Source organism: Haladaptatus litoreus (assembly GCF_900156425.1).
GTDB lineage: Archaea > Halobacteriota > Halobacteria > Halobacteriales > Haladaptataceae > Haladaptatus > Haladaptatus litoreus.
Genome location: NZ_FTNO01000006.1, coordinates 1 through 25,630 on the forward strand (window position 1 = coordinate 1; position 25,630 = coordinate 25,630).

The 25,630-nt window shown below is 52.8% G+C and carries 28 protein-coding genes and 1 pseudogene; 17 read left to right on the forward strand and 12 right to left on the reverse strand.

Annotated features, from left to right (window positions below):
* Window positions 1-34 precede the first annotated feature (34 nt).
* Window positions 35-400 carry a HalOD1 output domain-containing protein gene (locus BW974_RS27060; RefSeq protein ID WP_368275065.1) on the reverse strand — a complete coding sequence of 122 codons (366 nt, stop codon included), beginning with the start codon at window positions 398-400 and terminating at the stop codon, window positions 35-37.
* Between the two features lie 171 nt (window positions 401-571).
* Between BW974_RS27060 and BW974_RS19940 the strand changes: the two genes are divergently transcribed.
* Window positions 572-952, forward strand: coding sequence for an AtzH-like domain-containing protein (locus BW974_RS19940; protein WP_076432306.1), 381 nt, complete (start codon window positions 572-574; stop codon window positions 950-952).
* Between the two features lie 48 nt (window positions 953-1,000).
* On the opposite strand, the gene BW974_RS27295 is transcribed toward BW974_RS19940, so the two are convergent.
* The 3 genes from BW974_RS27295 to BW974_RS27065 form a co-directional block, all read right to left on the reverse strand.
* Window positions 1,001-1,225, reverse strand: a complete 225-nt coding sequence (locus BW974_RS27295) for a DUF8015 family protein (protein ID WP_076432308.1) — start codon at window positions 1,223-1,225, stop codon at window positions 1,001-1,003.
* Window positions 1,226-1,542: 317 nt separating this feature from the next.
* Window positions 1,543-1,830, reverse strand: coding sequence for a hypothetical protein (locus BW974_RS19950; RefSeq protein ID WP_076432310.1), 288 nt, complete (start codon window positions 1,828-1,830; stop codon window positions 1,543-1,545).
* 126 nt (window positions 1,831-1,956) lie between these two features.
* Window positions 1,957-2,319, reverse strand: coding sequence for a HalOD1 output domain-containing protein (locus BW974_RS27065; protein WP_368275066.1), 363 nt, complete (start codon window positions 2,317-2,319; stop codon window positions 1,957-1,959).
* A gap of 807 nt (window positions 2,320-3,126) precedes the next feature.
* On the opposite strand from BW974_RS27065, the gene BW974_RS19960 reads away from it, so the two are divergent.
* From BW974_RS19960 to BW974_RS24945, 7 genes and pseudogenes are all read left to right on the forward strand, one after another.
* A complete protein-coding gene (locus BW974_RS19960; protein WP_245800211.1) occupies window positions 3,127-3,798 on the forward strand; it encodes a P-loop NTPase family protein in 672 nt (223 codons plus the stop codon).
* On the forward strand, window positions 3,785-4,057 hold the full coding sequence (locus tag BW974_RS19965; protein WP_076432314.1) for a DUF8156 family protein: 273 nt from the start codon (window positions 3,785-3,787) through the stop codon (window positions 4,055-4,057). Before BW974_RS19960 ends, BW974_RS19965 begins: the two co-directional genes overlap by 14 nt.
* A 4-nt stretch (window positions 4,058-4,061) precedes the next feature.
* Window positions 4,062-6,161: pseudogene (locus tag BW974_RS19970) on the forward strand (type B DNA-directed DNA polymerase).
* Window positions 6,162-6,416: 255 nt separating this feature from the next.
* The gene (locus BW974_RS27555; RefSeq protein ID WP_449267260.1) at window positions 6,417-6,740 is read left to right on the forward strand and encodes a DUF7344 domain-containing protein; all 324 of its coding nucleotides are present in this window, start codon (window positions 6,417-6,419) and stop codon (window positions 6,738-6,740) included.
* 178 nt (window positions 6,741-6,918) lie between these two features.
* Complete coding sequence (locus tag BW974_RS19980; protein ID WP_076432316.1) at window positions 6,919-7,197, forward strand: DdfA family disk-determining factor; 279 nt, start codon at window positions 6,919-6,921, stop codon at window positions 7,195-7,197.
* Between the two features lie 77 nt (window positions 7,198-7,274).
* Window positions 7,275-7,946 carry a helix-turn-helix domain-containing protein gene (locus BW974_RS19985; RefSeq protein ID WP_076432318.1) on the forward strand — a complete coding sequence of 224 codons (672 nt, stop codon included), beginning with the start codon at window positions 7,275-7,277 and terminating at the stop codon, window positions 7,944-7,946.
* Between the two features lie 82 nt (window positions 7,947-8,028).
* A complete protein-coding gene (locus BW974_RS24945; RefSeq protein WP_139328954.1) occupies window positions 8,029-8,358 on the forward strand; it encodes a DUF7344 domain-containing protein in 330 nt (109 codons plus the stop codon).
* Between the two features lie 377 nt (window positions 8,359-8,735).
* On the opposite strand, the gene BW974_RS19990 is transcribed toward BW974_RS24945, so the two are convergent.
* A complete protein-coding gene (locus BW974_RS19990) occupies window positions 8,736-8,873 on the reverse strand; it encodes a ribbon-helix-helix protein, CopG family (protein ID WP_394329574.1) in 138 nt (45 codons plus the stop codon).
* A 210-nt stretch (window positions 8,874-9,083) separates the two neighbouring features.
* Here BW974_RS19990 and BW974_RS19995 point away from each other — a divergent pair, with 210 nt between their 5' ends.
* Both BW974_RS19995 and BW974_RS27560 read left to right on the forward strand, forming a co-directional pair.
* Window positions 9,084-11,549 (forward strand): PAS domain S-box protein, encoded by a 2,466-nt coding sequence (locus BW974_RS19995; protein WP_076432322.1) that lies wholly within the window; start codon window positions 9,084-9,086, stop codon window positions 11,547-11,549.
* Between the two features lie 60 nt (window positions 11,550-11,609).
* Window positions 11,610-11,963, forward strand: coding sequence for a DUF7344 domain-containing protein (locus BW974_RS27560; RefSeq protein ID WP_076432324.1), 354 nt, complete (start codon window positions 11,610-11,612; stop codon window positions 11,961-11,963).
* 360 nt (window positions 11,964-12,323) lie between these two features.
* Here BW974_RS27560 and BW974_RS26660 read toward each other — a convergent pair whose 3' ends face one another.
* A complete protein-coding gene (locus tag BW974_RS26660) occupies window positions 12,324-12,482 on the reverse strand; it encodes a hypothetical protein (protein ID WP_245800212.1) in 159 nt (52 codons plus the stop codon).
* Window positions 12,483-12,734: 252 nt separating this feature from the next.
* Between BW974_RS26660 and BW974_RS20010 the strand changes: the two genes are divergently transcribed.
* The 7 genes from BW974_RS20010 (at window position 12,735) to BW974_RS20035 (ending at window position 17,474) form a co-directional block, all read left to right on the forward strand.
* Window positions 12,735-13,022, forward strand: coding sequence for an AbrB/MazE/SpoVT family DNA-binding domain-containing protein (locus BW974_RS20010; protein WP_245800213.1), 288 nt, complete (start codon window positions 12,735-12,737; stop codon window positions 13,020-13,022).
* 3 nt (window positions 13,023-13,025) lie between these two features.
* Window positions 13,026-13,430 carry a PIN domain-containing protein gene (locus BW974_RS20015; protein WP_076432328.1) on the forward strand — a complete coding sequence of 135 codons (405 nt, stop codon included), beginning with the start codon at window positions 13,026-13,028 and terminating at the stop codon, window positions 13,428-13,430.
* Window positions 13,431-13,505: 75 nt separating this feature from the next.
* Window positions 13,506-13,703, forward strand: a complete 198-nt coding sequence (locus BW974_RS26665) for a hypothetical protein (protein WP_245800214.1) — start codon at window positions 13,506-13,508, stop codon at window positions 13,701-13,703.
* Entirely contained in the window at window positions 13,700-14,281 is a 582-nt protein-coding gene (locus tag BW974_RS20020) for a DNA polymerase domain-containing protein (RefSeq protein ID WP_245800215.1), read from the forward strand. The genes BW974_RS26665 and BW974_RS20020 overlap by 4 nt, the downstream gene beginning before the upstream one ends.
* A gap of 302 nt (window positions 14,282-14,583) precedes the next feature.
* Window positions 14,584-15,723: a DUF1214 domain-containing protein gene (locus BW974_RS20025; RefSeq protein WP_084186402.1), complete on the forward strand. Its 1,140-nt coding sequence runs from the start codon at window positions 14,584-14,586 to the stop codon at window positions 15,721-15,723.
* Window positions 15,724-16,227: 504 nt separating this feature from the next.
* Window positions 16,228-16,521: a hypothetical protein gene (locus tag BW974_RS20030; RefSeq protein WP_076432330.1), complete on the forward strand. Its 294-nt coding sequence runs from the start codon at window positions 16,228-16,230 to the stop codon at window positions 16,519-16,521.
* A gap of 305 nt (window positions 16,522-16,826) precedes the next feature.
* Window positions 16,827-17,474, forward strand: coding sequence for a dolichyl-phosphate hexose transferase (locus tag BW974_RS20035; protein WP_084186403.1), 648 nt, complete (start codon window positions 16,827-16,829; stop codon window positions 17,472-17,474).
* On the opposite strand, the gene BW974_RS20040 is transcribed toward BW974_RS20035, so the two are convergent.
* From BW974_RS20040 to BW974_RS20065, 6 genes are all read right to left on the reverse strand, one after another.
* On the reverse strand, window positions 17,475-19,106 hold the full coding sequence (locus tag BW974_RS20040) for a GMC family oxidoreductase (RefSeq protein WP_076432334.1): 1,632 nt from the start codon (window positions 19,104-19,106) through the stop codon (window positions 17,475-17,477).
* Window positions 19,106-19,627, reverse strand: a complete 522-nt coding sequence (locus BW974_RS20045) for a gluconate 2-dehydrogenase subunit 3 family protein (protein ID WP_076432336.1) — start codon at window positions 19,625-19,627, stop codon at window positions 19,106-19,108. Before BW974_RS20045 ends, BW974_RS20040 begins: the two co-directional genes overlap by 1 nt.
* Complete coding sequence (locus BW974_RS20050) at window positions 19,624-21,441, reverse strand: ArnT family glycosyltransferase (protein ID WP_245800216.1); 1,818 nt, start codon at window positions 21,439-21,441, stop codon at window positions 19,624-19,626. Before BW974_RS20050 ends, BW974_RS20045 begins: the two co-directional genes overlap by 4 nt.
* A 275-nt stretch (window positions 21,442-21,716) precedes the next feature.
* Window positions 21,717-22,847 carry an ABC transporter ATP-binding protein gene (locus BW974_RS20055; RefSeq protein ID WP_076432340.1) on the reverse strand — a complete coding sequence of 377 codons (1,131 nt, stop codon included), beginning with the start codon at window positions 22,845-22,847 and terminating at the stop codon, window positions 21,717-21,719.
* On the reverse strand, window positions 22,837-24,444 hold the full coding sequence (locus tag BW974_RS20060) for an ABC transporter permease (protein ID WP_076432342.1): 1,608 nt from the start codon (window positions 24,442-24,444) through the stop codon (window positions 22,837-22,839). Before BW974_RS20060 ends, BW974_RS20055 begins: the two co-directional genes overlap by 11 nt.
* Window positions 24,444-25,367, reverse strand: a complete 924-nt coding sequence (locus BW974_RS20065; RefSeq protein ID WP_245800217.1) for an extracellular solute-binding protein — start codon at window positions 25,365-25,367, stop codon at window positions 24,444-24,446. Before BW974_RS20065 ends, BW974_RS20060 begins: the two co-directional genes overlap by 1 nt.
* Window positions 25,368-25,630: the final 263 nt, after the last annotated feature.

Here is a 25,630-nt window from a genome sequence, read left to right on the forward strand (position 1 = left end):
AAGTTGTAGTGAGAATCTCACCGAGAGCTTTTAGCTACTGCGGTGCAGCAAGCGGTTCGTAGATGAGGACGGTATGGTTACTTCGGACGGTAATGAGATAGTTCTCAACCGTGAATCGCACCTCGACGCCACTCTTTTTCGACGCGCTTGCTTCGATGATGTCTTTGAGGGCATCTGGGTTCACGTATTCGTACAGTGAGAGCGTGGTCTGGCCGCCTGCTGGCTCCATTACGTCAATGAGTATGTCGACGACACTCGTAACGAGCTCCGAACTTGAGGATTCGAGGTCAATCGTCTCGGATGCGACCAGTGCATATTGTGGTGGTAGACTTGGTTCAGAGTGCTCTGTGGTGGAGCCGAACCAGCTGGTCGTTTTCGTTCTCATTGATTCACTGTTCATATCTTCTATTCATCCTCCAGAACCTTGAGTAACGGCTGCTTACCGCAGAATTCAATGAATTGAAAGAAAGAGGCGCTAGATAATTGAGTGTGATGAACACCGTCTGATTATTTAGGTAAATTGAACTGTGCCGAAGGGATTTCAACCCATGGATGTATATCATCTACTAATATGTGTGCTAATAACGCTGAAACAGTTATCAACAATTATTACGAAGCGCTTCGGCAGGGTGACGAGTTGGCTGTGTTCTTCGCTCCCGATGACTCATTAGTCAAGTTCGGCATTTCTGAGCAACTGACTGGCTACGAAGAAGTAGCTGACGGACTCGGTGAGCAAACACGCCACTCCAAAGAGTGGAAAATAACAAGTCATGACTTGCAAGTAACTGAACGAGACGATCATGCTTGGTTTAGCGACACAGTCGATATGGCGTGGACAGATACCACGACCGGTATCCGTCGGAGTTTTAATTCCCGATGGAGCGGCACATTAGAGGATCGAGATGGCTGGAAAATTGTCGGCATGCATGTAAGTGCTCCTCATACTCTCTGATCGTTTCAAAATCGAGACTTTCGAACACAACTCATTCTGCGATTCCAACTATTCTGCCGAGTTCGTCTGAAGAGAAGAAGTAACTGATGTCGATTCAGAAGCAGAAGCAACAGGTCCATTGACAAAGAGTGCATGCCCGATCAGGAGGACAGAGACGGTTGCACCGACTGGGACAGCAGCTGTCAGCGAAAGTCCAGCAGCGCTGACTATACCGGTTACACCAATCAATGCGAGTGGGATCAAGCCGAGAATGAGATCATAATATCCTGTCATAACCTATTCTATAAAATGAGACGTAGGTCCATAAGAGTTCTGCATAGCTACTCTAGAGGTTCTCCATTCTCATTGTATAACAGCTGGAGATTCAACCCATAACTTATGAACGATAGTTAGTTTTGTTGCAGCTCTCAGTCAGAAAGGATACTGTCTGATAGCAACGGTTAAGTGTGGTAGCATACCACGTAATACTGTCGTCGTATAGTTGTGTAATCAAGCCGGTTCAGGATTAGTTCACCTGTCATCCACGCCAGAGGTAGACGTCGTCCTGTCGTCTGCTTTCAATGCGCTCACAATTTTATTAACTTCGATTCTTACTCACCAGGACGCATCGCCGCGATCCTTGCTTGCATCTTATCGAGTTGTTCATCGAGGTTCTCGATAAACGAGGGAGTCTGATCAGTGCTTACGGCCCCTTGTTTCGTTGGGTTGATGAGATTCGCTTCCTCGAGTTTACGAAGTGAGTAGCGAATTTCATGACGGGCATGATCTGATTCGTTCGACATCTTCACAATCCCAATCGGTTCGTTTTCGCGTACCATTTCGAGGACGTGTAAATGCCGCTCGAGCATGTCGACTTCCGCCTTCACCGTATCGATCATTGTACGGAAACTCAGGAGTGTGATGAGTTATTCCTTCAGATCGCGGCAGTGTTTGACTCTCTAAATAAGAGCAAATCCACTCACGAAGAACTGGAGCGAATAGTCAGCCTTCGATGTCGTGAATTACTATGCTGTCTCGAGTGGTTCATAGATGAGAACGGTATTGTTACTGCGAACGGTGACGAGATAGTCCTCTACCGTAAATCGAACTTCGACGTCACTCTTTTTCGATGCACTTGCTTCGATGATGTCTTCGAGCGCATCTGGGTTCACGTATTCGTACAGTGAGAGTGTGGTCTGGCCAGCTGCCGGTTCGATCACGTCAATGAGGACGTCGACGACACTCGTAACAAGCTCCGAACTCGAGGATTCGAGATCTATCGTCTCAGAGGCGATCAATGCATATTGTGGTGATGGACTCGGTTCAGAGTGTTCTGGAATGGAACCGAACCAGCTGGTCGTTTTGGTTCTCATTGATTCGCTATTCATACTTTCTAATAGCTCCCCAAATAGTTGATTAACGGCCCCTTACCCCAGAATTCACTGGATCGAAAGAAAAAGACACTAAAAATCGAGGGTGATGAACGCCGTCTGGTTATTTGATCAAATTATATAATAAAATCAATCTATGTCTGACAAACTTATTTGACTCTTCGGATCGTTGGTGGAGATACGCTCTCACAGAGACCACCACCACGACACCGTCTGGCGCCATCACCCGATCGTGTCGTCGTGCTTGGTTGTGAGGGCTAGTTCTCCCTTTCCCCCGCAGTCTCTTCCGATACATGAATACATTTGTTGGTCAGTGGTTGCGTGTTGAGAGTCGTAGTTTCGGAAGTCCGAATCGGAAACGATTGGAAGAGGTCGAATTTCGTGACCACTAGCTGGTCTCTCGAATCGTGATTGACGGTGCTCGATCCGTGCACGACGCCGTCAACGGAGGGGGAATCGAACCATCTATAATTCTCCTTCGAACGGCCCTAAAAGTGGCGTGAAATTTCCCCAAACTCATCGACCAATATATTCGACATCATCACGCCCGCATCGAGATTTTGCGACCGGAATGTGAGATTCATCCCGACCAAATTTCAGGAATATCTCGAGTTTCCAGTGGGCTCCTACCGATGTAGTTGACCGGTCGAAAGTAGCGAGTAGGCAGAGTGTGTTCTTTCTCCACTGTGACGACTAGCACGACCGACACTCACTCCAATTACCATCGATATTTCCGGTATTGGAATATTCGGAAGCGACCCGGGCTTGCCTATCTGATACCCGGTAAATATGTTATCCGTGATGATGAACCAAACATCACCAGAACTTCCCTCACTTGAGCCTGGAATCACACTGCTCGAAACCGACGAGCGCATGACTGGCTCGCTCCAGTCACTCGTGCTCGATCAACTGCTCCTTGAGCAGGGCTCAGCCATTTGGATCGACGCCCACGGGCACGGAACAACACACCCGCTGACGCGAATTACTCCCTCAATGCGAGTCCTTGACCGGATTCACATTGCTCGAGCATTTACTCCGTGGCAACACCAGAGTCTCGTTCGAGATCTTGTTGGAGATATTATGGACGAAACCACGATTGCCGTCTTACCCGCTCTCGACTGGTTTTACCGATCAGAGGATCTGCCGCGTGGCGACGATGAGCGTATGCTCTCGACTGCGGCTGAGCGGATCGAATCACTTACCAAGCGATTCGAAATTCCGGTGCTGCTGACGTTGCAGACGGACGATACGCTAACAGCACCAATTCACGAGATTGCTGATCAGACGATTCAGTGTGAGCAGACCAAGTTTGGCCCACGATTTGCAGGGAAGGAGTACGAGACGTTGGTCTACCCGCTGGAGAATGGATTGGTACAAACAACGCTCGCGTATTGGAAGCGTATTCTTGCGAATCGACATCCCGCGATCGTTGATGCTGACGTTTCACCGGAGGTGAGCGTGAATGGGGCGTACTAACGCGACGTATCGTGATTTGCTCCAGGCGATGGAATCACGATGGCAGGAGTACCGACGTGCACTCCGACAGGCTGACCAGGCTGTATTCGATCGGCTCTTCGAGTATGCCAGGTTGCATGCGGACGCGAGTGGGGTTCAGAACCACCAATTCATCGAGATTCCCGCGCTAATTTCGATGCTCGTCGAACAGCAAAAGCAAATTGAGGATTTAGAAGAACGGCTTGATCACTTAGAGGACGATTTGAACGATCGAGGATGAGGTCATGGTGTACAAAATCGACTACATCGACGGCGACGTACTCCGGTGATCGGTAACTGAGACAGGAGTGAGTTGTGAAGCGGATGAGTCGTATACGCCGACGATCTACGTGTCGGTGCATGGAGACGGTGATTTTTCGACGGCACGTGCTGCACTTCGTGATCATCCTGCCGTTGTTCGGGTTGCTGTGGTCGATGAACGCGTGAGCTTTCGGCACGACCCCGAGCAGGTACTCCGAGTGGATGTGGTCGACCTCAAGGCGGTGAATTCGGTGGCACGGATGGTGAGAAAATGGGGCTCGTCCGGTGAGTATCGCTGTTACAACGTCGATCTCTCGCGGGAGTTCCGCTACTGTCTGGAAGAGGGGGTTGACCCGCTGCCAAAACACGAACTCTCACAGCTGCAGATAGCTGTCTCGGAGACGGAACTTGCGAGTGAGAGGGTTACCGAACTCACGATCGACGATGAGGTGGTGACTGGGAGTGGGGCAGACGTGTTAACGGCATTGTCGGCTCGCGTTGAGTCGGTTGACCCTGACGTTCTGTTCTTGAATACCAGCGACCTCATTCCAGTCCTGTTCCAGCAAGCCGATCGACTTGACGTAGAGTTTCAGCTTGGACGACGGTCGGGGTGGCAGCAATTGGCGGGCGAATCGACGTACGAAAGCTACGGGCAAGTCGGCCACTCCCCAGCACGCTACAATCTTCCCGGTCGGGTGATCGTCGACAGCTCGAATACGTTCATGTGGAATCAGACGAACCTCGATGGCTGTCTGTATCTCGTTGAACAGTCGGGCAAACCACTCCAGGAGTTGGCGTGGTCGTCGATCGGGAATATTCTGACAGGGATTCAGATCCAGGAAGCCCGCGAACGGGATGTCCTTGTCCCGTGGCGGTCGTGGCGTCACGAGAAGTTCAAAACGATGCGCCAGTTGCACGACGCCGACCGGGGTGGGTTCACCTTTGCACCGGACGTCGGGTTACACGAGGACGTTTACGAACTCGATTTCTCCTCGCTGTATCCGAATATCATCGTCACGCGGAACGTGAGTCCGGAGAAGATTCGGTGTGAGTGCCATGCCGGTCGGGAGGACGTGCCGGGCATCGGGTATTCGATTTGTGACGAGCGTGGCTATCTTCCGGATGTACTTGAGCCGTTGATTGAGGATCGGGATGCGATCAAAGCCGAGATTCAAGAGACTGAGGACGAAGACCGTCGCGACGAGTTGGAAGGCCAATCGAGTGCGATTAAGTGGATTTTGGTCTCGTGTTTCGGCTATCAGGGCTTTTCGAATGCGAAGTTCGGGCGGATCGAGTGCCATGAGGCGATCAACGCGTATGCACGGGAGATTCTGTTGGAGACGAAAGCAGTGCTCGAGGAGCATGGGTGGCAGATTGTGCATGGCATCGTCGATAGCGTGTGGGTGACGCCGATCGAAGGCGAAGAACAGACGTCGCTGTCTGCACTTGCATCGGAGATCTCTGAAGAGGTGAAGATTCGGCTTGAGCATGAATCCCACTACGACTGGATATCGTTTGTGCCGTTGCGTGATTCGGATGCTGGTGCGTTGACGAAGTACTTCGGAAAGGTCGCTGGGGAGGACGAGTACAAATATCGGGATATCGAGTGTCGACAACGGAGTACGCCGTCGTATATCGATGCAGCGCAGAAGGAGCTGATTCGAGCGGTGGATGAGTCTCGTGATCCGGAAGCGGTTTCTGAGGAACTGCGGCCGTGGATTGATCGCCTTGAGCGGGGAGCGGTTGATCCGAATGAGTTGGTGATCACGAATCGTGTCTCGAAAACGAGGGAGGAATACACGCAATCGACACGGAGTGTGGCGGCGCTACAGCGGGCGGCGGATTTGGGGCTGGCTCGTGCGCCTGGTCAGAGTGTGTCGTATGTAGTGGTGGACGATTCAGAGGGGTCGCGTGAACGGGTAATGCTGGCAAGTGAGGAGTTAGACGAGTATGATGTTGGGTTCTATCGAGAGTTGTTGGTTCGTGCAGCAGCGAGTGTACTGTCGCCAATGGGTTGGCGAAAATCAGATATTGAGGAAGAATTGGGGCAATATACCGAGTCGAGTTTGGCGTCGTTTGGTTGAGGATTGGAGAGAATCTCTATGAGATAGCGCAACTTTGCGCTGAGAGATGGAAGAGAAAAACAAGTGGTGAGTTGAGAGTAGTCTCCCTTCTCGTCATAGTCAAAAATATTCTCTGAGTGGGCCATAAGAATAAAAATCCGGATAGCCGTGTGTACAAAAAATGGGATTTGACACTGTTGATTCACACCTTGTCAAATATCAAAAATTAAATGGATCTACTGATGTCTACCTTCTCCTCAACTAAGTGATCATACAATGATACGGGAACACAGTTCAGCTGAAACGTCGCTTAACGCACTTTTTGAAATATTCGCCAATCAACATCGTCGGTATACCCTTCACCATCTCTCGAACATGGATGGCGTGACAGCAACGGTCTCTGCGCTCATTGAGACGCTTGCCCAGTTCAGCACGACATCCTGTAAGCGTCTTCGAATACAGTTACATCACTGCCATTTGCCGAAGATGGCTGCGTACAACTTGATTGAGTACGATTCACGGAGTCAAACCATTCGATATCATGGCGATAATCGCGTTGAGACGCTTCTAGCGGTCAGTCGGACCCATGAGATAGAGTGATCGGGAAAGTAAGCTCGAGAGTTGTATTCTCTTTGGAGGCAGTGCTGAGCACTATTGGACAGAAAAGCTCCAATAGTTACTTAATGATGGCTCCAGTTTACCGACTCGTCAAGGACAATCGCTCAAAGAACACCTTGCACGATCAGGGTGGTTGTTCTTGTGGGAGACACAGACGAATATGGATTCAACTGATGTCAGGAATGGATCAGCGACTGGTGGTGCATCTGATTCACTAACTGAACGAATCGTCGCTGCGGTCGCAGAAACAGACGACCAATCGGTGGACGACCTCGAACCGCTATACGAGGTAATTGATCCAGATGCACTGAATACACTCTTTGGACCGCATGTAGATGGCTCGTCACGAACCGTGGGTGAAATCTCGTTTCAGTATGCAGGCTATTGGGTGACTGTGTCGAGTGAATACGTCATTGACATCGAACCGAAAGACGGCTAAGTACGAAAAGTCGTGTGTGTGTAAATATATTCTCCCAGAGACACTATGTGGAGTCAGAGTGAACAACAGACAAATCGATGGCTACTATTGTTGAACTCTCACTCCCAGCGACGGAGTTTCCGCTCGGTCGCTTGCTTACCGCAGGGACAGAAACTCAAATCGAATTTGAGCGCATTGTCCCCGTCGGAACGAATGCTATTCCCTTGTTTTGGGCCTGGAATACGGATTTAGATGATTTCGAGCGACGTGTTCGGGCTCATGAGCAGGTGTTAGAACTCTTGGAGGTGGAGGAGGTCGACAATCGTCGATTGTATCTCCTAAATTGGGACGTGCCTGAAGGCGGATTTTTTGAGGGGTTTACTGCCGCCGAGACGATCATTCGGAGCGCATATGGCTACGACACTGAAGCGTGGGAGTTCGAGATCCTTTTTCCCGATCAAGAAGAGCTTACCATATTCCATAATCATTGCCGCGAGAACGATATTCAGTACACTCTCGGCCAGATGCACACGCTCACCGAAGCGGGAGACCATCTCCTTGAGGATGTCCTCACCGAAAAACAACGTGATGCCCTGTTGTTGGCCCTTCAACGGGGCTACTTTCAGACGCCTCGCCAAGTCACGCTTTCAGAGTTGGCGGAGGAATTTGATATCAGCCAACAGTCGCTCTCCGATCTGATCCGACGTGGGAATGAGGCACTACTCGAGCACGCGCTTTTGAACGCTTCTGAGACGACGCCACCCGAATAAGACGTTCTGTCGTAGTTAAACAAAAACACCCTGTTCGAACAGCCCCAGTGTATGTACAATTTGTCCTGGTACATCCAACGAGATGGCCCAGCATCAACGTCCCTCGCTTCCACTGAGTGAGGCCTGTCAAATTTTATCAAGCCATTATCGACGCCAGCTTCTTTGCTATCTCCAAACGAAGGATGCTGACGTCGCAAATCTTGACGAGCTTGTCACACACATCCACAAAAAGAGTAAGAGGGAAACGACACCTGAGCAGGTGCGAATCTTACTTATCCATACCCATATTCCGAAACTCGCTGATTATGGGGTCATCGAATTCGACCGGCGAAACAAGGATATTCGCTATCGTGATGGCACGAAACTCGAAGATTTTCTTGAGCTTCTGCCTGCGCATACTCATTCAACGTAATACAGTGTGGAGCTTCTCAGAAGAAAATGTACCTCACTGCATCTCGGCCGCGAATGTAACCGTGATTCTTTTTATCGTGCTGAAAAGCTTCACATTCTGTCCTCCAAGACTACTAGAATAGTTCAACATATGTAACAAAATGGCTCACGATACATGGTTATACTTGACACATCCATCCAGTACTATTGGACGCAGCTGTTCTGCTCTATCCGAACTGTAAGTGACACTCGAGATTGTGACTCAAATAGTCGGTGTCTATTTGCGAATGTCGACACTGTGGGAGGATGCTGACGGCCACTGAGCAGGCGTGTTCTATCTGTGGGTCAACCGAAATCGTCGAGTTCGATGTTTCCTGATCCCCTAGCTACGTACTTAGATTACTTATCACGAGCTTTCAACCACTGATCGAGGAGTTCACGTATTGCCGCATCACGGTTCTCTCGATGATGAGCAAATGCAATGTTATCAATTTGATCGAGTTCCTCGGCTGTAAATTCGAGGGTAATCGAGTCCATATCAAGAAAATTCTGATCCATTGAGAGAGGTCTTGGACGCTACCGTTAAGTAAATTCGTCAGACGTCCGTCTGGCTCACGGGATAGGCACTCATCGGTTTTGCAACTTTCCATAATTCGGGCCACACCAGATAAAAATTGTCCAAAGTATTATATTGATTCTCACTCTCTATTTCTTCCATCGAATACTGCTACGTCACCGCATATCACCATGACTCACCAACCTGATCACGACACAGATGCCGAAGAGTTTGCAGCACGCATCGGTACTGAAACCACTTTTTTTCGTGACCTCGTCGAACATGCACTCGATGGGTTTCTTACCCTCGATTCGAGTGGAACCATTGTATTCTTAAATCACGCGGCTGAACGCCTTTTTGGGTGGTCTGACGATGACCTTGTTGGTCAATCAATACTGCAATTGTTCCCAGAGCGTCACCGCGAAGAGTATTATGACTCATTCTCTCGACGCGTCCACGATGATACGCGGGAGATAGATCACGAGTACGTCGAACGAGTCGGAGTACATGCAGATGGATCTGAGCTTTCCTTGGCGTTCTCGTTTTATGAACACGAGTACGAAGGACTGCAACTTTTCACGGCGATTATCCGTGATATCTCGGAGCGAAAGCAACGAGAGACAGAACTCAAGAATACCAAGGAGAAGTACGCAAAACTCATTGAGACCGCTCCTGATGCAATCTTCATTGCGGACGCTGAAACAGGAACGGTTGAGGACGTTAATCAGGCTGCAGTATCGCTCACGGGCAAGACACGTGAAGAACTGTGTGGACTGCATCAGTCGGAGTTGCATCCCCCAGAACAGGCCGAGCAGCATAGGGCTAACTTCCAAGAGCATGTCGAGCGTGGTGGCGTCCGCGGTGATTCGACAGGTGTGATTCGGCACGATATTGACCAGCACGTTGTCCAGGACGACGGCTCTTGGATTCCTATCGAAGTGAGCTCTGGTGTCACTGAATTGAACGGAAAAACAGTCATACAGGAAATCTTCCGTGATATTTCCGAACGGCAAGACCGGGAAAAAGAGCTCCGACAAGAACGCGATCTCACCGAACGAATTCTCGAAACGAGTCCGATCGCAATCGGCGTCTTCACACCAGACAGGCAACTCGTTCGGGCGAATGAACAAGTCGCAGAGATTCTCGGGCATTCCGTCGATGAGTTGCTGGGTCTTCCGTCACTGTATGATGACTTTACGCTGTACGATTCCGAGAATCAGCCTATCGATCCTCAAAACGGTATAATGGCAAAAGTCATCGAGACTGGGTCCGCGGTGTATGATTATGAAACGATTCTTGAACGAGCGGATGGAAAGCGACTGTGGATTTCGCTAAACGCTGCACCGCTCTGGTCGCCAGATGGTGAACTCGAATATATTGTCCTCGTTGGCGTGGATATCTCCGACCGAAAAGAGCGTGAGGAGGCGCTTGAACAGCACCATGATCGCCTCGAAACGCTGAATCGAATTAATCGACTCATCCGTGAGGTCAACCAAACACTCGTTCGAACGACAACGCGGGACGAAATTGAGACCAGCGTTTGTGAGCGACTCGCTGCGTCTGATCTCTACCAGGACGCGTTCATCGGTGAACGTTCGTTACCGAGTGGCGGAATTAAGCCCCGCACAGGTGCAAACCTTGATGCAAATTATTTTGACCTACTAGACGAAATGGATTCGGTCGAGACGAGCACTGGTGGTGCTGCCGAAGCGATCCGGACCCAGAAACCACAACTGATCACGTCGATCCAATCTGACCCTCGATTTCCCGATTCATTGCGAGACGAAGCACTTGCACGTGGCTATCGCTCTGTGCTGTGTATCCCGCTTGTCTATGGTGAGACGGCGTATGGTGTGTTGGTCATCCATGCCTCCCGGTCTGATGCGTTCGGCGAACGAGAACAAGTCGTCTTCGAGGAATTAGGCGAGACAATTGGCTACGCAATTCATGCCGCGGAGAGTAAAAAGCTCCTCCATACGGATAGCCACTATGAGCTTACGTTCGATCTCACCGAAACGACCGCGTTCTTTGTCACTGCATCTGCTGATTTAGAGTGTTCAATCACCCTTGAAGACGTCGTGCCTTCAACAGACAAAGAACTGCTCTACTATATCACACTAAAAAATGCTCCAGCCGACGCATTTCTCGAGCTCGCACGCAACCAGCCGATTGTTAAAAAGGCACGCTGTATCAGTACAGAGGCGGAGACCAGTTTGCTTGAAATCGTATTTATGGGTGCCTCGACGTCCCCACAAGTTCTCATCGAACGGGGTGCCCGCATCGAACACGCGAAGGTGACTGAAGGGAGGGGGTCGCTTGTTGCTGAGGCCTCTGCTGATGCTGATATCCGTGCGCTTACGGATGCTGTGCAGTCAATTTATCCAAATGCTCGTCTCACAGCGAAACAGGAGGTCAAGCGTTCTCCCCCACCGCTCAGAAAGCAGCACGCGCGCCTGAGAGATCAGTTGACTGACCGCCAGCAAGCATCTTTGACTGCAGCATATAATGCAGGCTTCTTTGAATGGCCGCGTGAAAGTACTGGTGAAGCGGTCGCAGATTCTCTTGGAGTTTCGGCACCGACGTTCCACCAGCATCTCAGAGCAAGCGAACGCAAGCTTTTGGCAGTGTTCTTTGGAGAAGCAGAACGAATGGACTAGCACGTCGTTCCTAACTGTTTAGGAATGCTGCTTTTTGAGGGGAGTATACAATCAGGATCCATGAGTACACCGCAATCGACAAGTACGGAACATCTCTCCAAAGAGCAGGTAGCAGGCCTGTTGCGACATAAACAGCGCCGTGCGATCATTAGGTATTTCAATCAGAAGACGACCGATTACACCAGCCTTGACGACCTCGTTGAATACATTGTTTCTTCGGACTCGAAGAGAGGAGCAACGTCAGTTGGGCACAGTAAGCGCATAACGATCGGGTTGCTCCACAACCACTTGCCGAGATTAGCGGATGCTGGAGTGCTTGAATACGATCAGCGGAGTGAAACGGTACGCTATTGGGGTGATTCTCGACTCGAAACCCCTCTCGAGACTGCTCCCAGCAATAAAAAATCGATTTGACTCTTCACCCAAGCGCCGGAAAGCGGAATTGAGCGAGAGAACGTACGTTCTATACTAGGCGGAAGTTACACTCATGAGATGTTTGTGGGTCACCAAACGCTGTACGATCGTGATTACGTCCTCTCTTTCCGCGGTTGTCGCCAAAGTGTACCGTCGATTATACCGTTGTAATAGAGGGGGATCGCGAGAGCGACCCCCTCCATTTCGCAGAAATAGACGCAGAAATAGACACACTCCACAGTAGCCGTACAACCGTTACCACCGTGTGTCACCAGCAATGCAGTGTGAATCTCTTGTGGTGGCGTCGCCGAAATGGGGGTTCGTTGAACCCCCGTGATTACAACGCTCTAATCAGCGTCCTCAGTTTCCTCCCGCGTTCACTTCGTGGGTGTGCATCCACCCGGCTAAGTCGGGATGGGCGAACGTGATCTCGATGTGATGCCCGCCAACACCCATTGCGTCGTCAACACACAACGTTCGAGATTCCTTGTAGGTCACACCGGGTACACGTTCAGCCATCTCCTCCATCACCCGATAGCCGTCGTTCTTGTACGCACAGCCGTAATGTCGCAACCTCCCGATAGCCCAACCGTGCGACCATCACGTCGTTCGTCTTGGCGACGTTCTTCGCGTGTTCGAGGACATCGAGGTACTTGTCCTCGACTTGTTGGCTCTCTGCGCGCTTCTCGCGTCGACCTTGACTAAATGTGTATATGGGTACTTGCCACGAATGTGGGAACAGAGTTATACATGCCCACTCCCAATCTAATAATGGGTATGTCGGAAATAGCTACTGACGAACGGGGTCGTATCACGATCCCGCAAAAAACACGCGAACGATTTGGCGAGCATTATCGCCTCGTCGAACTAGAGAACGGGATCAAACTCATTCCGATTGATGATGACCCACTTGAAGGCCTTCGAGACGCTGTCGGGGATGCGTTTGCTGACAAAGATGCCGCCGAGCTGAAAGAAGCGGCTCGAACGTCTGCGACTCAACAGATCAACGAGCGGCATCGCGATCGTAGCAAAACAGAACACGAACAGAGTGAGGAATAGCTTGTGTACGTTGAGACCGATTTTCTCACCGCCTTGGTGAAAAACGACGACTGGCTGCAAGACTCGGCACTGGATGCCCTCGAAGAGTACGATGACATCCACACCTCCATTCTTTCGTACGCCGAGGTTCTGGTCCTCTTCTATGACCACATTGAGGCAGAGTATGAGATCGATGCGCCGCGAGCTATTACGAACTTGCTCGAACTCGTTCCTATCGTCCCAGAAATTCACGAAGATGCGATTCTCGCAGCTGCAACGTATATCGACGAGTATCATATGACGCCATTCGATGCTCTCCACGCTGGTCTTGTCGCGACGAAGGGCGAGCAGATACTTTCAACCGAACTAGATTATGATACTGTTGGTCTTGATCGGGTACCGCTTGCTCCATCAGAAGCGGATGACTGATTCTACGGTTGGTTCTCGATTGACTGGCTGTTAGTATTAGATACTAACGCAGACGATCAATTGGAGACGAAAGCAGTGTTTGAGGAGAACGAATGGCGGATTGTGCATGGCATCGTCGATAGCGTGTGGGTGACGCCGATCGAAGGCGAAGAACAGACGTCGCTGTCTGTGCTTGTCTCTGAGATTTCTGAAGAGGTGGCAATTCGGTTTGAACACGAACACTACGACTGGATAGCGTTTGTGCCGTTGCGGGATTCGGATGCTGTGCCTTGACGACGTACTTCGGGACGGTCGCAGGTAAAGACGAGCACAAATATCGGGGCATCGAATGCCGTCAGCGGAGTGCGCCGTCGTATATCGATGCGGTGCAGAAAGCGTTGATTCGAGCGGTCGATGCGTATCGTGATCCAGAAGCGGTTTGCGAGGAATTGCGGTCGTGGGTTGATCGGTTTGAGCGTGGAGCGGTCGATCCGAATGAATTGGTGATCACAAACCGTGTTTCGAAGAAGAAAGAGGACTACACGCAGTCGACACGGAATGTGGCAGCACTAGAGCGGGCGGCTGATCTGGGGTTGGGGCGTGCCCCTGGTCAGAGTGTGTCGTATGTGGTGGTGGATGATGCAAGGCATTCGCGCAAACGGGTGCTGTTGGCGAGTGAGGAGTTGGGCGAGTATCATGCCGGGTTCTATCGGGAATTGTTGGTTCGTGCTGCAGCGAGTGTAGTATCGCCATTGGGCGGCGTGAGAGACGCATTGAGCAATTCCTCGCGAGTCATGTCGAAATTAGCCTCAAATCGTATCTCTCACGACCACAGGGTAGAGACTGGATCAGTTGCACACTTTTTCTTCTAACGAATCACAAATTACAGCTTCGCTGGAAACCCCTCAATTGATAACCGATTTCGCGGTCGTGCTGATTGCAGAACCGAATCAAGCCAGCCACGAGCAGACACAGGAGATGGGTGGGTTGTTCAATACACAGAAAACAGATTTCATATCAATACTGAACAGGTAGCCAACCAGTTCTCACCGCCATTCTGGCTGGAATTTATGTTAGTTTAGAGACAGCACTTTGTAGAAGTCCATCGTATAGAGTGCGAGTCGAGTGAGGCAGTGTTGTTGGGCACCGCACGAGAGAAAGGAGGACATGAGCCATGGACAAAGACACACACAACAAAACGGCTGAAACGGAATTCGAACCACTGCAAGCAACACGTCGAACCGCACTTCGCGGGGCAGGCCTCGCCAGCTTGCTTGCGATGGGTATCGGTAGTGCCAGCGCTGACCAAGACACGCCAAGCCAGACTACCACCCAAGCCGAGCAACAGACGACGGACAAGAGTGGTGCAGTCCCTGTGACATGGGCGAACTACCCCCGCGCCAACTGTCATGCGTCATTCCAGGCAACCGTCGACGAGGGTGGGTTCGGACAGCTCTATAATTTCAGAAATATAACTCCTGTCAGTAACCAGTTGGACGTCGAGCCAAATCGTGACACGATCTACTCACTCGGGGTGTTCGATCTGACCGAGCCAGTCACCATCACACTCCCAGACAGCGATGACCGATACATATCAATGAATATCCAGAACGAGTGCCAATATGCGAAGCTGAGCGTCACCGAGCCTGGCACGTACACGATAACACAAGATATGGTAGGGACTCGGTATGCTGGCGTCCTGATCCGCATGTTTGTTGACTCGAACGACTCGGCCGATGTAAAGCAAGTCCGGCAACTCCAGGACGAGATCGGCGTCGAACAAGCATCGGCTGGCTCGTTCGAGATTCCCAACTGGGAGCAACAATCATTCAAACAACTCGACGACGCGCTCACGGCTGTCTTTACCACGCTCGAGAATTTCTCGGGCGCGTATGGTGACGTCGGCCAGGTCGACCCGGTGAAATTTTTCGTCGCCAGTCCGTCGGGGTGGACCGGCGTCCCGCAGCCGTCAGAAGCGCTCTTCCTCCAACGGATTCCCACCCGAAATGATGGCACAACGCCATACGAACTCACCGTCGACGAAGATGTTCCCGTCGACGGGTTCTGGTCGGTCACCGTCTACAACCGGGACCTCTATCTCGAGGAGAATAAGTACGACGCGTATTCGATCAACAATGTGACCGCAGAGCGAGCCGATGACGGTAGTGTCACGATCCATTTCGGTGGTGATCCCGACCAGCCGAACTTCATCTACACGCCAGAAGGATGGCACTATATCGTCCGGCTCTACCAACCGCGCACGCCAATCATCAACGGGAGTTACCAGTTCCCCGAAGCCCAACCGGTCGAGTGAGGTACGCGGGCGGCTGGCAGCTGTGAGCGCTATTGGCGACCGTTTTGCTGTGATGGCGAATTTCGATTTTTCTCATCTTCTACAGGCGGAGCAGGCCGAGTGCCCCGGGGTCGTTTTGAAGACGACGTCTTCCGTAATGACAAGAGACGGTATCTCTCGAACCACTTGACCCGAGACGGTTCACTGACGGTCGTGCTGAACTTATCCTCTATATTCAGCAAGCCGGTTGTGACAGCAGCTCGGTAACTTATCATGCTGGTGTAAGATCCGAGGTGAGAATGCAGCACGCTCACGATCTCGAAACGGAACGAATCTGGCTGTTCGGTGGCGAGAGAACCGATTTCAGATTTCAACTGAATTGGTTGCCCAAAAATTACTATTTCTATTCTGTAAACATATTATGTGATTAAGCCACCCTCTCTTTATTTGGAGTTGTCGTAGGAGAGTGGGAGTTGGGTGGAGCAGTACCGCTGGGCACTAGATGAGAGAAGGGGGACATGACCCATGAACAACGAGACACACGACACGCCGGCTGGCGCCGAATCGGGCTCCGAACCACTACAAACAACCCGCCGCACCGCACTTCGCGGGATGGGCCTCACCAGCTTACTTGCGATGGGCGTCGGCAGTACCAGTGCCCGCCAACCCCGGAATGAGATGTCTGCAGATGACGGAACAGATGCCAGGGTGGCATCGATCGCAGAAGACGCCTACCTCTACGGCCTCCAGCAAGTCATCTTCTACGAGACGCGCTTCTCACGAACGTTGACGAACTCCGTATTCTGTTTTGAGCGCTAAACTGTCTCGAAGAGCTGCACGCATGGTGAGCATGGTGAACAAGCGGGGCACTCTCGCTGAGTATCGATGCTACAACATCGACTTCTCGCGGGAGTTCCGCTACTATCTCGAACCGGGATTGATTCGCTTCCGACCCACTACCGCTCGCAAATGCACATTGCTATGCCGGAGACAGTTGATTGATCTTTCGCTAGTCAGAATTTTGGCAAACCTAAAAATTCAAGACAACCTCCTGTCTACCTGTAGTTGTGACTACTGCGATAGGAGAAGGGTCAAACTTCACCTTTGACGATGTGAGCGTCGTTATGGGCACGTACAACGAAGAGGCTGCAATCGAGACCGTCCTTGTCGATATTGACAGGGTCACAGATGGCCAAGCAGAAGTGGTTTGTGTGGACGGATCAGATGATCGCACGCCAGAAATCGCTAATGAACTTGGCGCCCGAGTGATTCGACAACCTCCGCGTGGGTATGGCGTTGCGGTGCGCGAAGCCCTCGAAAGTGCATCTCGACCGATTATCGTTACCACGGATTGTGACGATACGTATCCAATGGAGCGCTTACCAACGATGCTCGACGCGATCAACGCAGGCTACGATGTGGTGAGTGGCGATCGCCTCTACTACGGCGCTGATGCAATGCCACGGTTAAATCGAGTAGGAAATCGCCTGTTAGCGGTTCTAGCGAGTTTGGTCGTCGGTCGGCGTGTCTACGATGTCACGACAGGAATGCGGGCCTACCGTCGCGACGTCATCGAATCGATCGACTGGACCGAAAATACTGGGCTCTCCGCAGAACTCCTCATGCGACCGATCAGACGTGGGTACAATGTTCGCGAACTCCCGATCGAGTATCGAGAACGCCGCGGTGCAACCACGCTTGACCCGTTTTCCGGTGGTCGAGAAATCGCGTCGTCCATCGTCAAAGTGGGACTCGAAGAGCGATTTGGGTAGCTACAATGAACGCACCACGTGATCGGCCGCTTTTAAGGCCAGTGCAGCGATTGTGAGCGTCGGGTTCATTGCGCCACTCGTTACGAAGACGCTGCTCGATGCGATCCAGAGATTGTCGAGGTCATGTGTCTGCATCTTCGCGTTGACGACGCTTTCGGTTGGATTTTCCCCCATCCGCGTTGTCCCCATGTGGTGAAAGGCAGGGCCTGTGTTCTCGGGCCCGACTGTCCACGTCACGTCGACGCCGAGTTCCTCAAGAATCGCGCGTTGTATCTCGTTCGCCCGTCGAATCGTTCGCTTTGACCGCTGATCCACCTGCCATTCGATCTGTGGAACCGGGTTTCCGTGATCATCAGTCGTTGAACGGTCGAGGCTGACACGGTTTTCTGCCCGTGGAAGTTGGCCAACTAATCCACCCATTGCGATGTGGTTGCCATATTGGTCACGAAGGGTCTGTAATAATTCGTCCCCCCACGTGTCACCGTTTAAGGCGATCTCGACAGGTGACGGACCTGCGTAGTTGAGAAATTCAAGTTTTATCGGACCGTGGTCGGTATCACTTTCTGGAATCCCGTTCTCGGTTCCTCGCGTCTTTTGTCCCGGATTGTCGTAGAATTGATGGCACTCGCTAGTAATAAACCCGATGTGATTTTGGCGAGTTTTCTCACGAAGGGTTCCACCCATCCCGACGAATAGATGATCCATGAAGTATCGACCGACGAGACCACTTGAGTTAGCGAGTCCCTGAGGGTAGTGCGACGATTCCGAGAGCAGTAACAGTCGAGGAGTCTCGACGCCACCACATGCCACTACGAACGCTCTTGCTTCTTGTCGGTGAGTGCTCCCGTCGGGAGTCGCGTAGACGGCTGCTTCAACTTGCTTGCCGTCGGAATCGTGCTCTAAACGCTGAACAGGCGCTCGATCAACGATTCGAGCACCCGCCTCTGCTGCCTTTTGGGCATGAATGTCGGCGCCGTATTTCGCCCCGGATGGACAGACTGGGTTACAAGTACCGTATCCAACGCATGCGCTCCGGTCGTCGTAATTCGTCGAATTACGAGCGTTCGGGACGGAATGCATCGTAACGCCGAGCCGTTCACACGCTGCTGCGAACAGCGAATCGCTATAGGATGGCGGAAATGCCGGTTGTGGGAACGGTTCGTCCCGCAAGGGTGCAAACGGGTTGTCGAGTGCTCCTGCAACACCGAGTTCGCGTTCTGCTCGAGTATAGTACGGTGCTAAGTCAGCGTATTCGAGAGGCCAATCGGCGGCAACACCGTCGTGCGTTGATCGGTTGAAATCCTGTTCGTGCAGGCGCATTACCATGCCTTGCCAGTGAAGCGTTGAGCCACCAACTCCCTTTACACGAGCGCGGTTCAGCGGATAAAACTGCTCTCCCGTCGAGGTGTACGCGTCGCGGGGGCCACCCATGTTCCACACGGAGAGCGGATCGTGTGCCGATCGGATATCCCGTTCCATTCGTTCGAGTCGATCGTCGGAATCGAACCGTTCACCTGCCTCCAAAACAACGACCTCTAACCCCTGATCCGTAAGCTCGGCGGCGATTAACGATCCAGCCGGTCCCGAGCCAATGACGCACACATCGACACGCCGATGAGGAGTGCGATCCATTACCGAGATCTCCGTTGGTAGCTTGCAGTACCGCCTGGATACCCCTGCGGATTTTCGATGCCGACGAGTGTGCCGCCAGTCGGGGAGGTGTAAAGCGCATACAATAGTTCGTTGATCAAATAGTATCGAACTCGCTCGACGTCAGTACCGTCCGGAACGGGATCCACGACATTGAGTCCCATCTCCGAGAGCAGACGCGCTTGTGTTTGCCTCTCGAGCTTGCGGTACGCGTCATCGTACCACGTCTGGGCATATTCGTCCAGTGTCGCAATCGCTTCGAGTATTCCTCGCCTATCGGTCGACCGATCCTGAAACCGACCGACGACGTACGTCTCCACGAACCGTGGAATTTCAGAAACGGTCGAGGGATAAATAACGCGTGCGACCGCTTCGAGCGTTCTGGATTCGTGCTCACCCACGCCATCATCATCGATATTAGCCCATCGAAGTGCCGCGGTACCACCGATAACCGTGCCGCCGGCCGCAAGCGCCGCGAGCGCGTCGCGTCGCGTGAGCTTCATTGATGAACCACTAGGTCATCCTGACCTAATGGCTTTCTGTCTCCCCGCTGATTCGTCTCAGTTTGGTTTTTCACCAGTCGTGTCTCGACCGACACGTCGGGGACTGTTTCGCCAGGAATATACATCGCTTCTCCGCCACAGCGCCGTGGATCTTGGCAAACCTCGACGTACGGCGTGAGTACACCTACCGTCCCATTGGAGCGTTCGACCGGCATCCGTACCCGATAGTTGAACCCGGAGCCAGTTCCTTGATCGACGAACGCCGTTATCTGGACGCTATCTTGGGGGCCAATCGGTACCGAACGGTTTCCAAGCGACTCGACTTCTCCTACTAGATGGACGTTCCGCTCGGTTGTGACGAGTCGGAAATCGAGTGACTTTCCGGGATCATCCGCCGCATAATACGCATAGCCCTGGTTAGTGGCGAGGCGAATTGAGATACTGCTGGCAGTGGCCGGAACCGTAAGGTGGTTCTCGAGGACGATCCGCTCGCCGCGGACGACCTGAACTCGTTGGAGATTTGCGTCGACCGGCGAACCAAAAAATGGACCCCATTGTCCGCGATAGCCGTAGCGATAGAAGGTGCGGTTAGGGTATGCGTCGACGACTGCGAACTGATTTTCTTGAATGGCGTAGAGTACATTCCCGTCAAATTCGGGATCGTTTCGAAGTGCTTGAAACGGGTGATTGAGCCAATCACCGTACGGTGTCGGGAGAAATACGAGTGCGTTGTCGAACGAGCGGTTCTCGAACGGCTCGTAGCCATCTTCGAGCTGTGTCGAGACCGCAGCATTCTCCCGAAGCGGCTCTGCTACAGTAACTGCCGCTACCCCACCGAACGTTACTGTGGAGGCGAGCAGCACAACTGCAAGGATTGAACCGGTGCGACCGGTGTCGAATCGCCCGGAAATACGGTGTCTCAGCCGTTCCGTTCCGACTACCGCCCCATGAGCGGCAAATGCTGCCGTCGGGACGAGAAGATCGAAGTGGTACTGTGGCCCGTAATAATTGATTAGTCCATCATCAGAGCTCTCGAGCACTCCGAGAATATTGAGATTCCCCCAGAAGCATATGTTCCCTACGATTATCGAACAAAACAGTGCTGCGAGTACCGCCTTTTTACCGTCCCATTGGCGGCGAATCGTGATCGCAAACAGTCCGCCTGTGGCAAGTGCGGTTCCGAGCGGCCCAGCAACGACCCAGTCGCTAAATAGCGCACTGACAACTCGGGCGTTCGCTTCGAGCGCGAGAGCCGGTGTGTATATCCGTTCGTAACCGAGAATCGCTCGATGACCGAACCCGAGGCCGTCATGCGGTGCGAACGCCTGGTACGGAAACAATAACGGTGATCCAGTCATCAGCGCGTTATAGCCCATGGCAATCATGACACCACAAAGACCGACTACGGCGGTCGTGGCTTGCCGCATTCTGGCAGACCGATTATCGCCATACAGCGTCCAGATCGCATGAACGATGAACGGGATAGCGAAGAGAACCGCCGTGTAGGGCCGCGAGAAGAATGCAACGCCGATGAATAGTCCAGCGAGCGCGGCGGTGTGAAGGTCACCGGTACGGTTGGCGCGAAAGTACGCGAACGCAAATGCGAGGTTCAAAGCGGTTGTTGGTGCGTAGGAAAGAAACAGCGCAGACTGTATCAAAAACAGCGGCGACAAGACCAAGAGGAGAGCGGCGATGATACCCGTTCGACGATCGAACACCTCGGTGACGAGGCTGTACGTCAGCCAAACGTTACTACCGGCGATGAGCGATAGGGCAAAGCGATAGGAGCCAAGGAGCTTTCCGAAAGCGAACATCGCGGCTGCGACGGGTGGATATTTCGGGTAAAGTACCGATTTGCTGGACGACACAGCGTTCGACTGAACGAAAAACCATGGGCGAAATGACGCTTCGATCGGTGGTCGTAGCACAAGGGTTCTGTCGAGTATCATCCCTGCTTGCTGGAGATAAACGGCTTCATCGTGATTGGTCGAGTGATACGGAAAAATGTCGACAGATATGTAAAAAATACACCCGGCTGTAACCACTGCAAGTACACCAGCCAGAAGTGTACGACGATCAGCCATGTAACTTACTCGCCCGGATACCAAGCGAGTGTATGGTCGGCAACGAGGTCAACATTCACTCGCTGGTCTAGACTAAACTCTGTTGCATGGTTGTGTTGGCAGTGGACGAGATCGCCTGTGTCCAATTCGACTTCATAGACGAACGACGGTCCTGTGTACTGACGATTGATAATCGTACCGTCACCCATCCCCTCCGTCGGTATCGCTCGAAGATCATCCGGTCGTACGAGAACATCGATATGAGCACTATCGTACTCGTCGGAGATTCCTTTGAGCATCGATCCCCTGAGTCGGCCGATTCCGGTTTCGATGACCCCGTCTTCGAAGCGGCCGGAGATGAACCCAGCCTGCCCGAGGAACTCCGCGACGAACCGTGACGTGGGGTGTTCAAACACCACTTCAGGACGGTCGACTTGTTCGATGTGACCGTCGTGCATAACAGCAACACGGTCACTGATCGACAACGCTTCCTCCTGATCGTGTGTAACCGAGATGGCCGTCACGCCAGCTTTCTTCAGTATACGGCGTACTTCCTCGCGCATCTCGGTTCGGAGGCGTACGTCGAGATTCGAAAACGGTTCGTCGAGCAATAGCACTGCTGGCTCTGGCGCGAGTGAGCGAGCGAGTGCGACACGTTGTTTTTGTCCGCCGGAAAGTTGGTCAGGAGTACGGTCGGCATAGCCAGCAAGACTCACTAACTCGAGCAACTCCGCGACTCGTTCGTGACGCTCGTCTTCGCTGGCGTCGGATAAGCCGAACGCGATATTCTCCTCGACTGTCAGGTGGGGGAACAAAGCGAAATTTTGGAAGACTAGACCGATATCGCGGTTCTCGGGTTCGAGAGTCGTACCGCTGTCTGCAACGACCGTGCCATCGACGTGGACTGCTCCGTCGGTTGGACGTTCGAGCCCGGCGATGAGCCGAAGCGTCGTCGTCTTTCCGCATCCGGATGGCCCAAGCAGGGTCAGTAGCTCTCCTTCACGAACGGAGAGTGAGATCTCATCGACCGCGGTCTCCGAACTGTACGACTTAGTGACGGCGTCGAGTTCCAGCACCGATTCTGAGGGCGACCCGTCCGGGTTGCTGTGCTCGACCGTCGAAGTGTTTGCTTCTGTGTAGCGTTGTTCATTCGACATTGTATCGCTCCTTTGCAATGATGATCATCATGGAGAGACTGGAGACTCCGACGAGGACGAGTGCAGGCACCGCAGCTTGCCCATAGTACCCCGCGCCCGTGACGAGCCAAATATGGGTGACGATCGTCTCGAAACCGGTCGGGTGCAGCATCAACGTGGCAGGAAGTTCACGCATCGTCGTGAGGAAGACAAGCGCGGCTCCGGCGGCAATGCCGGGCGCTATCAGCGGTAGCGTCACGCGACGGAACGCGGACGATGGTGAGTGATCGAGTGTCCGCGCTGCCTCCATCAGTCCCGAATCGACCTGCAGTATCGACGACCGAACGGTACCAACCGCTTGAGGCAGAAAGCGAACCACGTACGCGAACAGCAGCACTGGAATTGACTGATACAGCACCGGAATTTCTTGAGAGGCGGAGACGAGCGCAAATCCGAGAACGATTCCAGGCACGGCATACCCGACGTAAGTGGCGCGATTCGCGAGTCGAGGGAATCGCGTATCGCGACGTGCAGAGAGATATCCGACGGGAAGTGCCGCAAGCACGCAGGCAACCGCCGCTACACCCGCCACAGCGATTGTATTAAAGACGACCGTCCACTCGAATGTGAATCCGCCGCCATAACTCGCTTCGGGACGTACTAACCACATCAGAAGAATTCCTAGCGGAACAATCAGCGTCATGAAGGCAACCAGCGCGCAGAAGGCGACCGCGGGCAGCTTCCACGCACCCAATTCGAAGGTACCCGCTTGGCCACTGGCACCGATGCGCGTCTCACTGGCGTCACCAAGTTGTGATTCGAGCGAGAGTATGGCGACGGTGACGACAACCAGCTGGAGCGACAGCAGCGCGGCCATCTCCGGGTTAAACGCGTTCGACTCGACGTAGATCGCTTGTGTGAACACCTCGTATCGCATAATGGCAGGTGTTCCGAAGTCTGAGAGCGTGTACAACGCCACCAATAGCGCGCCCGCACTGATGCCCGGCATCAGTTGTGGAAGCACGACCCGCCGGAACGCCGAGAGTCGCCCGTGGTTGAGAGTACGCGCCGCCTCGATGAGTTGTCCGTCGAGAGAGAGTAGTGCGGCTCGCGTTGCTAAAAATACGTACGGATAAACGAACAGCGCAAGCACGAGTGTCGCTCCCGGAAATCCGTATATCTCCGGAATGCGCTCGATGCCGACGGGTGCGAGTACGGTCGTGAGGACGCCGTGTGGACCGAACGCAGAGACGAACGCGAATGCACCGATATAGCTCGGAATTACAAGGGGGAGCGCTGCGGTGACGGTCCAAAATCGACGGAACGGAAGGTCACTCCCGGTCGTCAGGATCGCGAGCGGAACCCCGAGGAGGAGTGACCCAGCAGTGACGCCCACCACGAGCGTAACGCTATTGAACAAGATATCCACATTCTGCCCACTTGTGATCGTCACGAGTGCTTCTTCGAAGCCGACGCGGCCTGCGCGAATGAATATCCAGAGCAGCGGCGACAGGACGGTCGCGGCGATAGCGCCACTAAGAAGAACGAGTGCGGTCGCTGGGCCATCTTCATCGGCTTCGAACCCATCGTACTGCGTGATGCGCTCTTGGAGCGACATCAGAGGACGCCCACCTCCCGCATGAGAGAGAGCGTCGGTTCGAGATTCGATAGTTTTTGGAGGTCAATGCTGGGCGGTGCAAGTTCGTCGACGCGTGGAAGTCCACCCACCGGCGGTACCCCTGAAATCATCGGGTACGCAAACGCCTTCGTCGCAAAGAATTCCTGTGCTTCAACCGTGAGGAGGTGGCGCACGAAGTTCGTTGCCAACTGTTCTTTCTCGGTTCCCTGTATGATTGCTGCCCCAGCAACGTTGACGAGTGCCCCGGCGTCGTTTTTCGTGAACGCGATTTCGATGGGCGCTTTCGGTCGGGATGCCTGTACCCGAAGCGCATAGTAGTGATTCGCAAACCCAACATCGACCTCTCCATCTGCGACTGCGTTAGAGATGAACCACTCGTCGCGGAATCTACTCACACTTTGGTTCTGTACTCCAGTAAGCCACTGCCTCGTCTTTTCGCGTCCGTCAATTATGCGCATGGCGGTGACGAACGCTTGGAAGGCTTCGTAGGTCGGTGCCCAGCCAATCGCGTTTTTGAACTGATTCTCGCGGGCAAACGCAAAAATATCGCTAGGTACCTCCGACGCCGAGAATTTCTTCGTATTGTATGGAATGCTTCGAGCTCGACCAGCGATCCCGACCCATCGGTTGCGCTTTCCGCGGAATGGCTTTGGTACTGGTTCAAGGGCATTCTTCGAAAGTTTCGTCGCAGCACCGTTCTCAGCAACAAATCCGAGTGAACCAGCGTCGACAGAGAGAAAGAGGTCTGTGGAACTGTCACCCCCTTCGACTTCCTGTGTAATCCGCTGAGCGAGGTCGCTCGATGGCTCGATTCGGTGGTTCACTTTGAAATCCGGGTAGTGAGATTCTAATAATTCGATAAGTTCGAGATACAGGCCGCCTTCCCCCCCACCGAGATACAACGTGAGTGTTCCCGAAAGGTCGGGGATCTCATCTATGTGTGTTCCTGATAACTCGGGTCGGCTCTCTACGAGTGGCCCTGACCCACGAAAATCGGATAGGGTTACTTTCTTCGGCTCCTTAGAGTTATTCCCAGAGAGAATACCGGTACAGCCAGCGAGAGACCCGAGTGTCGCTGCTCCGCCAGCATGGAGGAACCGTCGACGCCCGAAAGCAGTTCGTTTCATCATAATCATTTAGGCCCGCCTAAATCGTTTATAGATAT

Excerpts from the sequence above, each read along its gene's own strand:
- BW974_RS19950 (WP_076432310.1), bottom strand. The coding sequence starts at position 1,830 with ATGATCGATACGGTGAAGGCGGAAGTCGACATGCTCGAGCGGCATTTA.
- BW974_RS20010 (WP_245800213.1), top strand. The coding sequence starts at position 12,735 with ATGGGTATGTCGGAAATAGCTACTGACGAACGGGGTCGTATCACGATC.
- BW974_RS27560 (WP_076432324.1), top strand. The coding sequence starts at position 11,610 with ATGAGTACACCGCAATCGACAAGTACGGAACATCTCTCCAAAGAGCAG.
- BW974_RS20040 (WP_076432334.1), bottom strand. The coding sequence starts at position 19,106 with ATGGATCGCACTCCTCATCGGCGTGTCGATGTGTGCGTCATTGGCTCG.
- BW974_RS26660 (WP_245800212.1), bottom strand. The coding sequence starts at position 12,482 with ATGGCTGAACGTGTACCCGGTGTGACCTACAAGGAATCTCGAACGTTG.
- BW974_RS19995 (WP_076432322.1), top strand. The coding sequence starts at position 9,084 with ATGACTCACCAACCTGATCACGACACAGATGCCGAAGAGTTTGCAGCA.
- BW974_RS27555 (WP_449267260.1), top strand. The coding sequence starts at position 6,417 with ATGATACGGGAACACAGTTCAGCTGAAACGTCGCTTAACGCACTTTTT.
- BW974_RS20025 (WP_084186402.1), top strand. The coding sequence starts at position 14,584 with ATGGACAAAGACACACACAACAAAACGGCTGAAACGGAATTCGAACCA.
- BW974_RS20035 (WP_084186403.1), top strand. The coding sequence starts at position 16,827 with ATGGGCACGTACAACGAAGAGGCTGCAATCGAGACCGTCCTTGTCGAT.
- BW974_RS19990 (WP_394329574.1), bottom strand. The coding sequence starts at position 8,873 with ATGGACTCGATTACCCTCGAATTTACAGCCGAGGAACTCGATCAAATT.
- BW974_RS27065 (WP_368275066.1), bottom strand. The coding sequence starts at position 2,319 with ATGAATAGCGAATCAATGAGAACCAAAACGACCAGCTGGTTCGGTTCC.
- BW974_RS27060 (WP_368275065.1), bottom strand. The coding sequence starts at position 400 with ATGAACAGTGAATCAATGAGAACGAAAACGACCAGCTGGTTCGGCTCC.
- BW974_RS27295 (WP_076432308.1), bottom strand. The coding sequence starts at position 1,225 with ATGACAGGATATTATGATCTCATTCTCGGCTTGATCCCACTCGCATTG.
- BW974_RS20050 (WP_245800216.1), bottom strand. The coding sequence starts at position 21,441 with ATGTTCGCTTTCGGAAAGCTCCTTGGCTCCTATCGCTTTGCCCTATCG.
- BW974_RS24945 (WP_139328954.1), top strand. The coding sequence starts at position 8,029 with ATGGCCCAGCATCAACGTCCCTCGCTTCCACTGAGTGAGGCCTGTCAA.
- BW974_RS20030 (WP_076432330.1), top strand. The coding sequence starts at position 16,228 with ATGAACAACGAGACACACGACACGCCGGCTGGCGCCGAATCGGGCTCC.
- BW974_RS19960 (WP_245800211.1), top strand. The coding sequence starts at position 3,127 with ATGAACCAAACATCACCAGAACTTCCCTCACTTGAGCCTGGAATCACA.
- BW974_RS19965 (WP_076432314.1), top strand. The coding sequence starts at position 3,785 with ATGGGGCGTACTAACGCGACGTATCGTGATTTGCTCCAGGCGATGGAA.
- BW974_RS20055 (WP_076432340.1), bottom strand. The coding sequence starts at position 22,847 with ATGTCGAATGAACAACGCTACACAGAAGCAAACACTTCGACGGTCGAG.
- BW974_RS19985 (WP_076432318.1), top strand. The coding sequence starts at position 7,275 with ATGGCTACTATTGTTGAACTCTCACTCCCAGCGACGGAGTTTCCGCTC.
- BW974_RS19940 (WP_076432306.1), top strand. The coding sequence starts at position 572 with ATGTGTGCTAATAACGCTGAAACAGTTATCAACAATTATTACGAAGCG.
- BW974_RS19980 (WP_076432316.1), top strand. The coding sequence starts at position 6,919 with ATGGATTCAACTGATGTCAGGAATGGATCAGCGACTGGTGGTGCATCT.
- BW974_RS20045 (WP_076432336.1), bottom strand. The coding sequence starts at position 19,627 with ATGAAGCTCACGCGACGCGACGCGCTCGCGGCGCTTGCGGCCGGCGGC.
- BW974_RS20060 (WP_076432342.1), bottom strand. The coding sequence starts at position 24,444 with ATGTCGCTCCAAGAGCGCATCACGCAGTACGATGGGTTCGAAGCCGAT.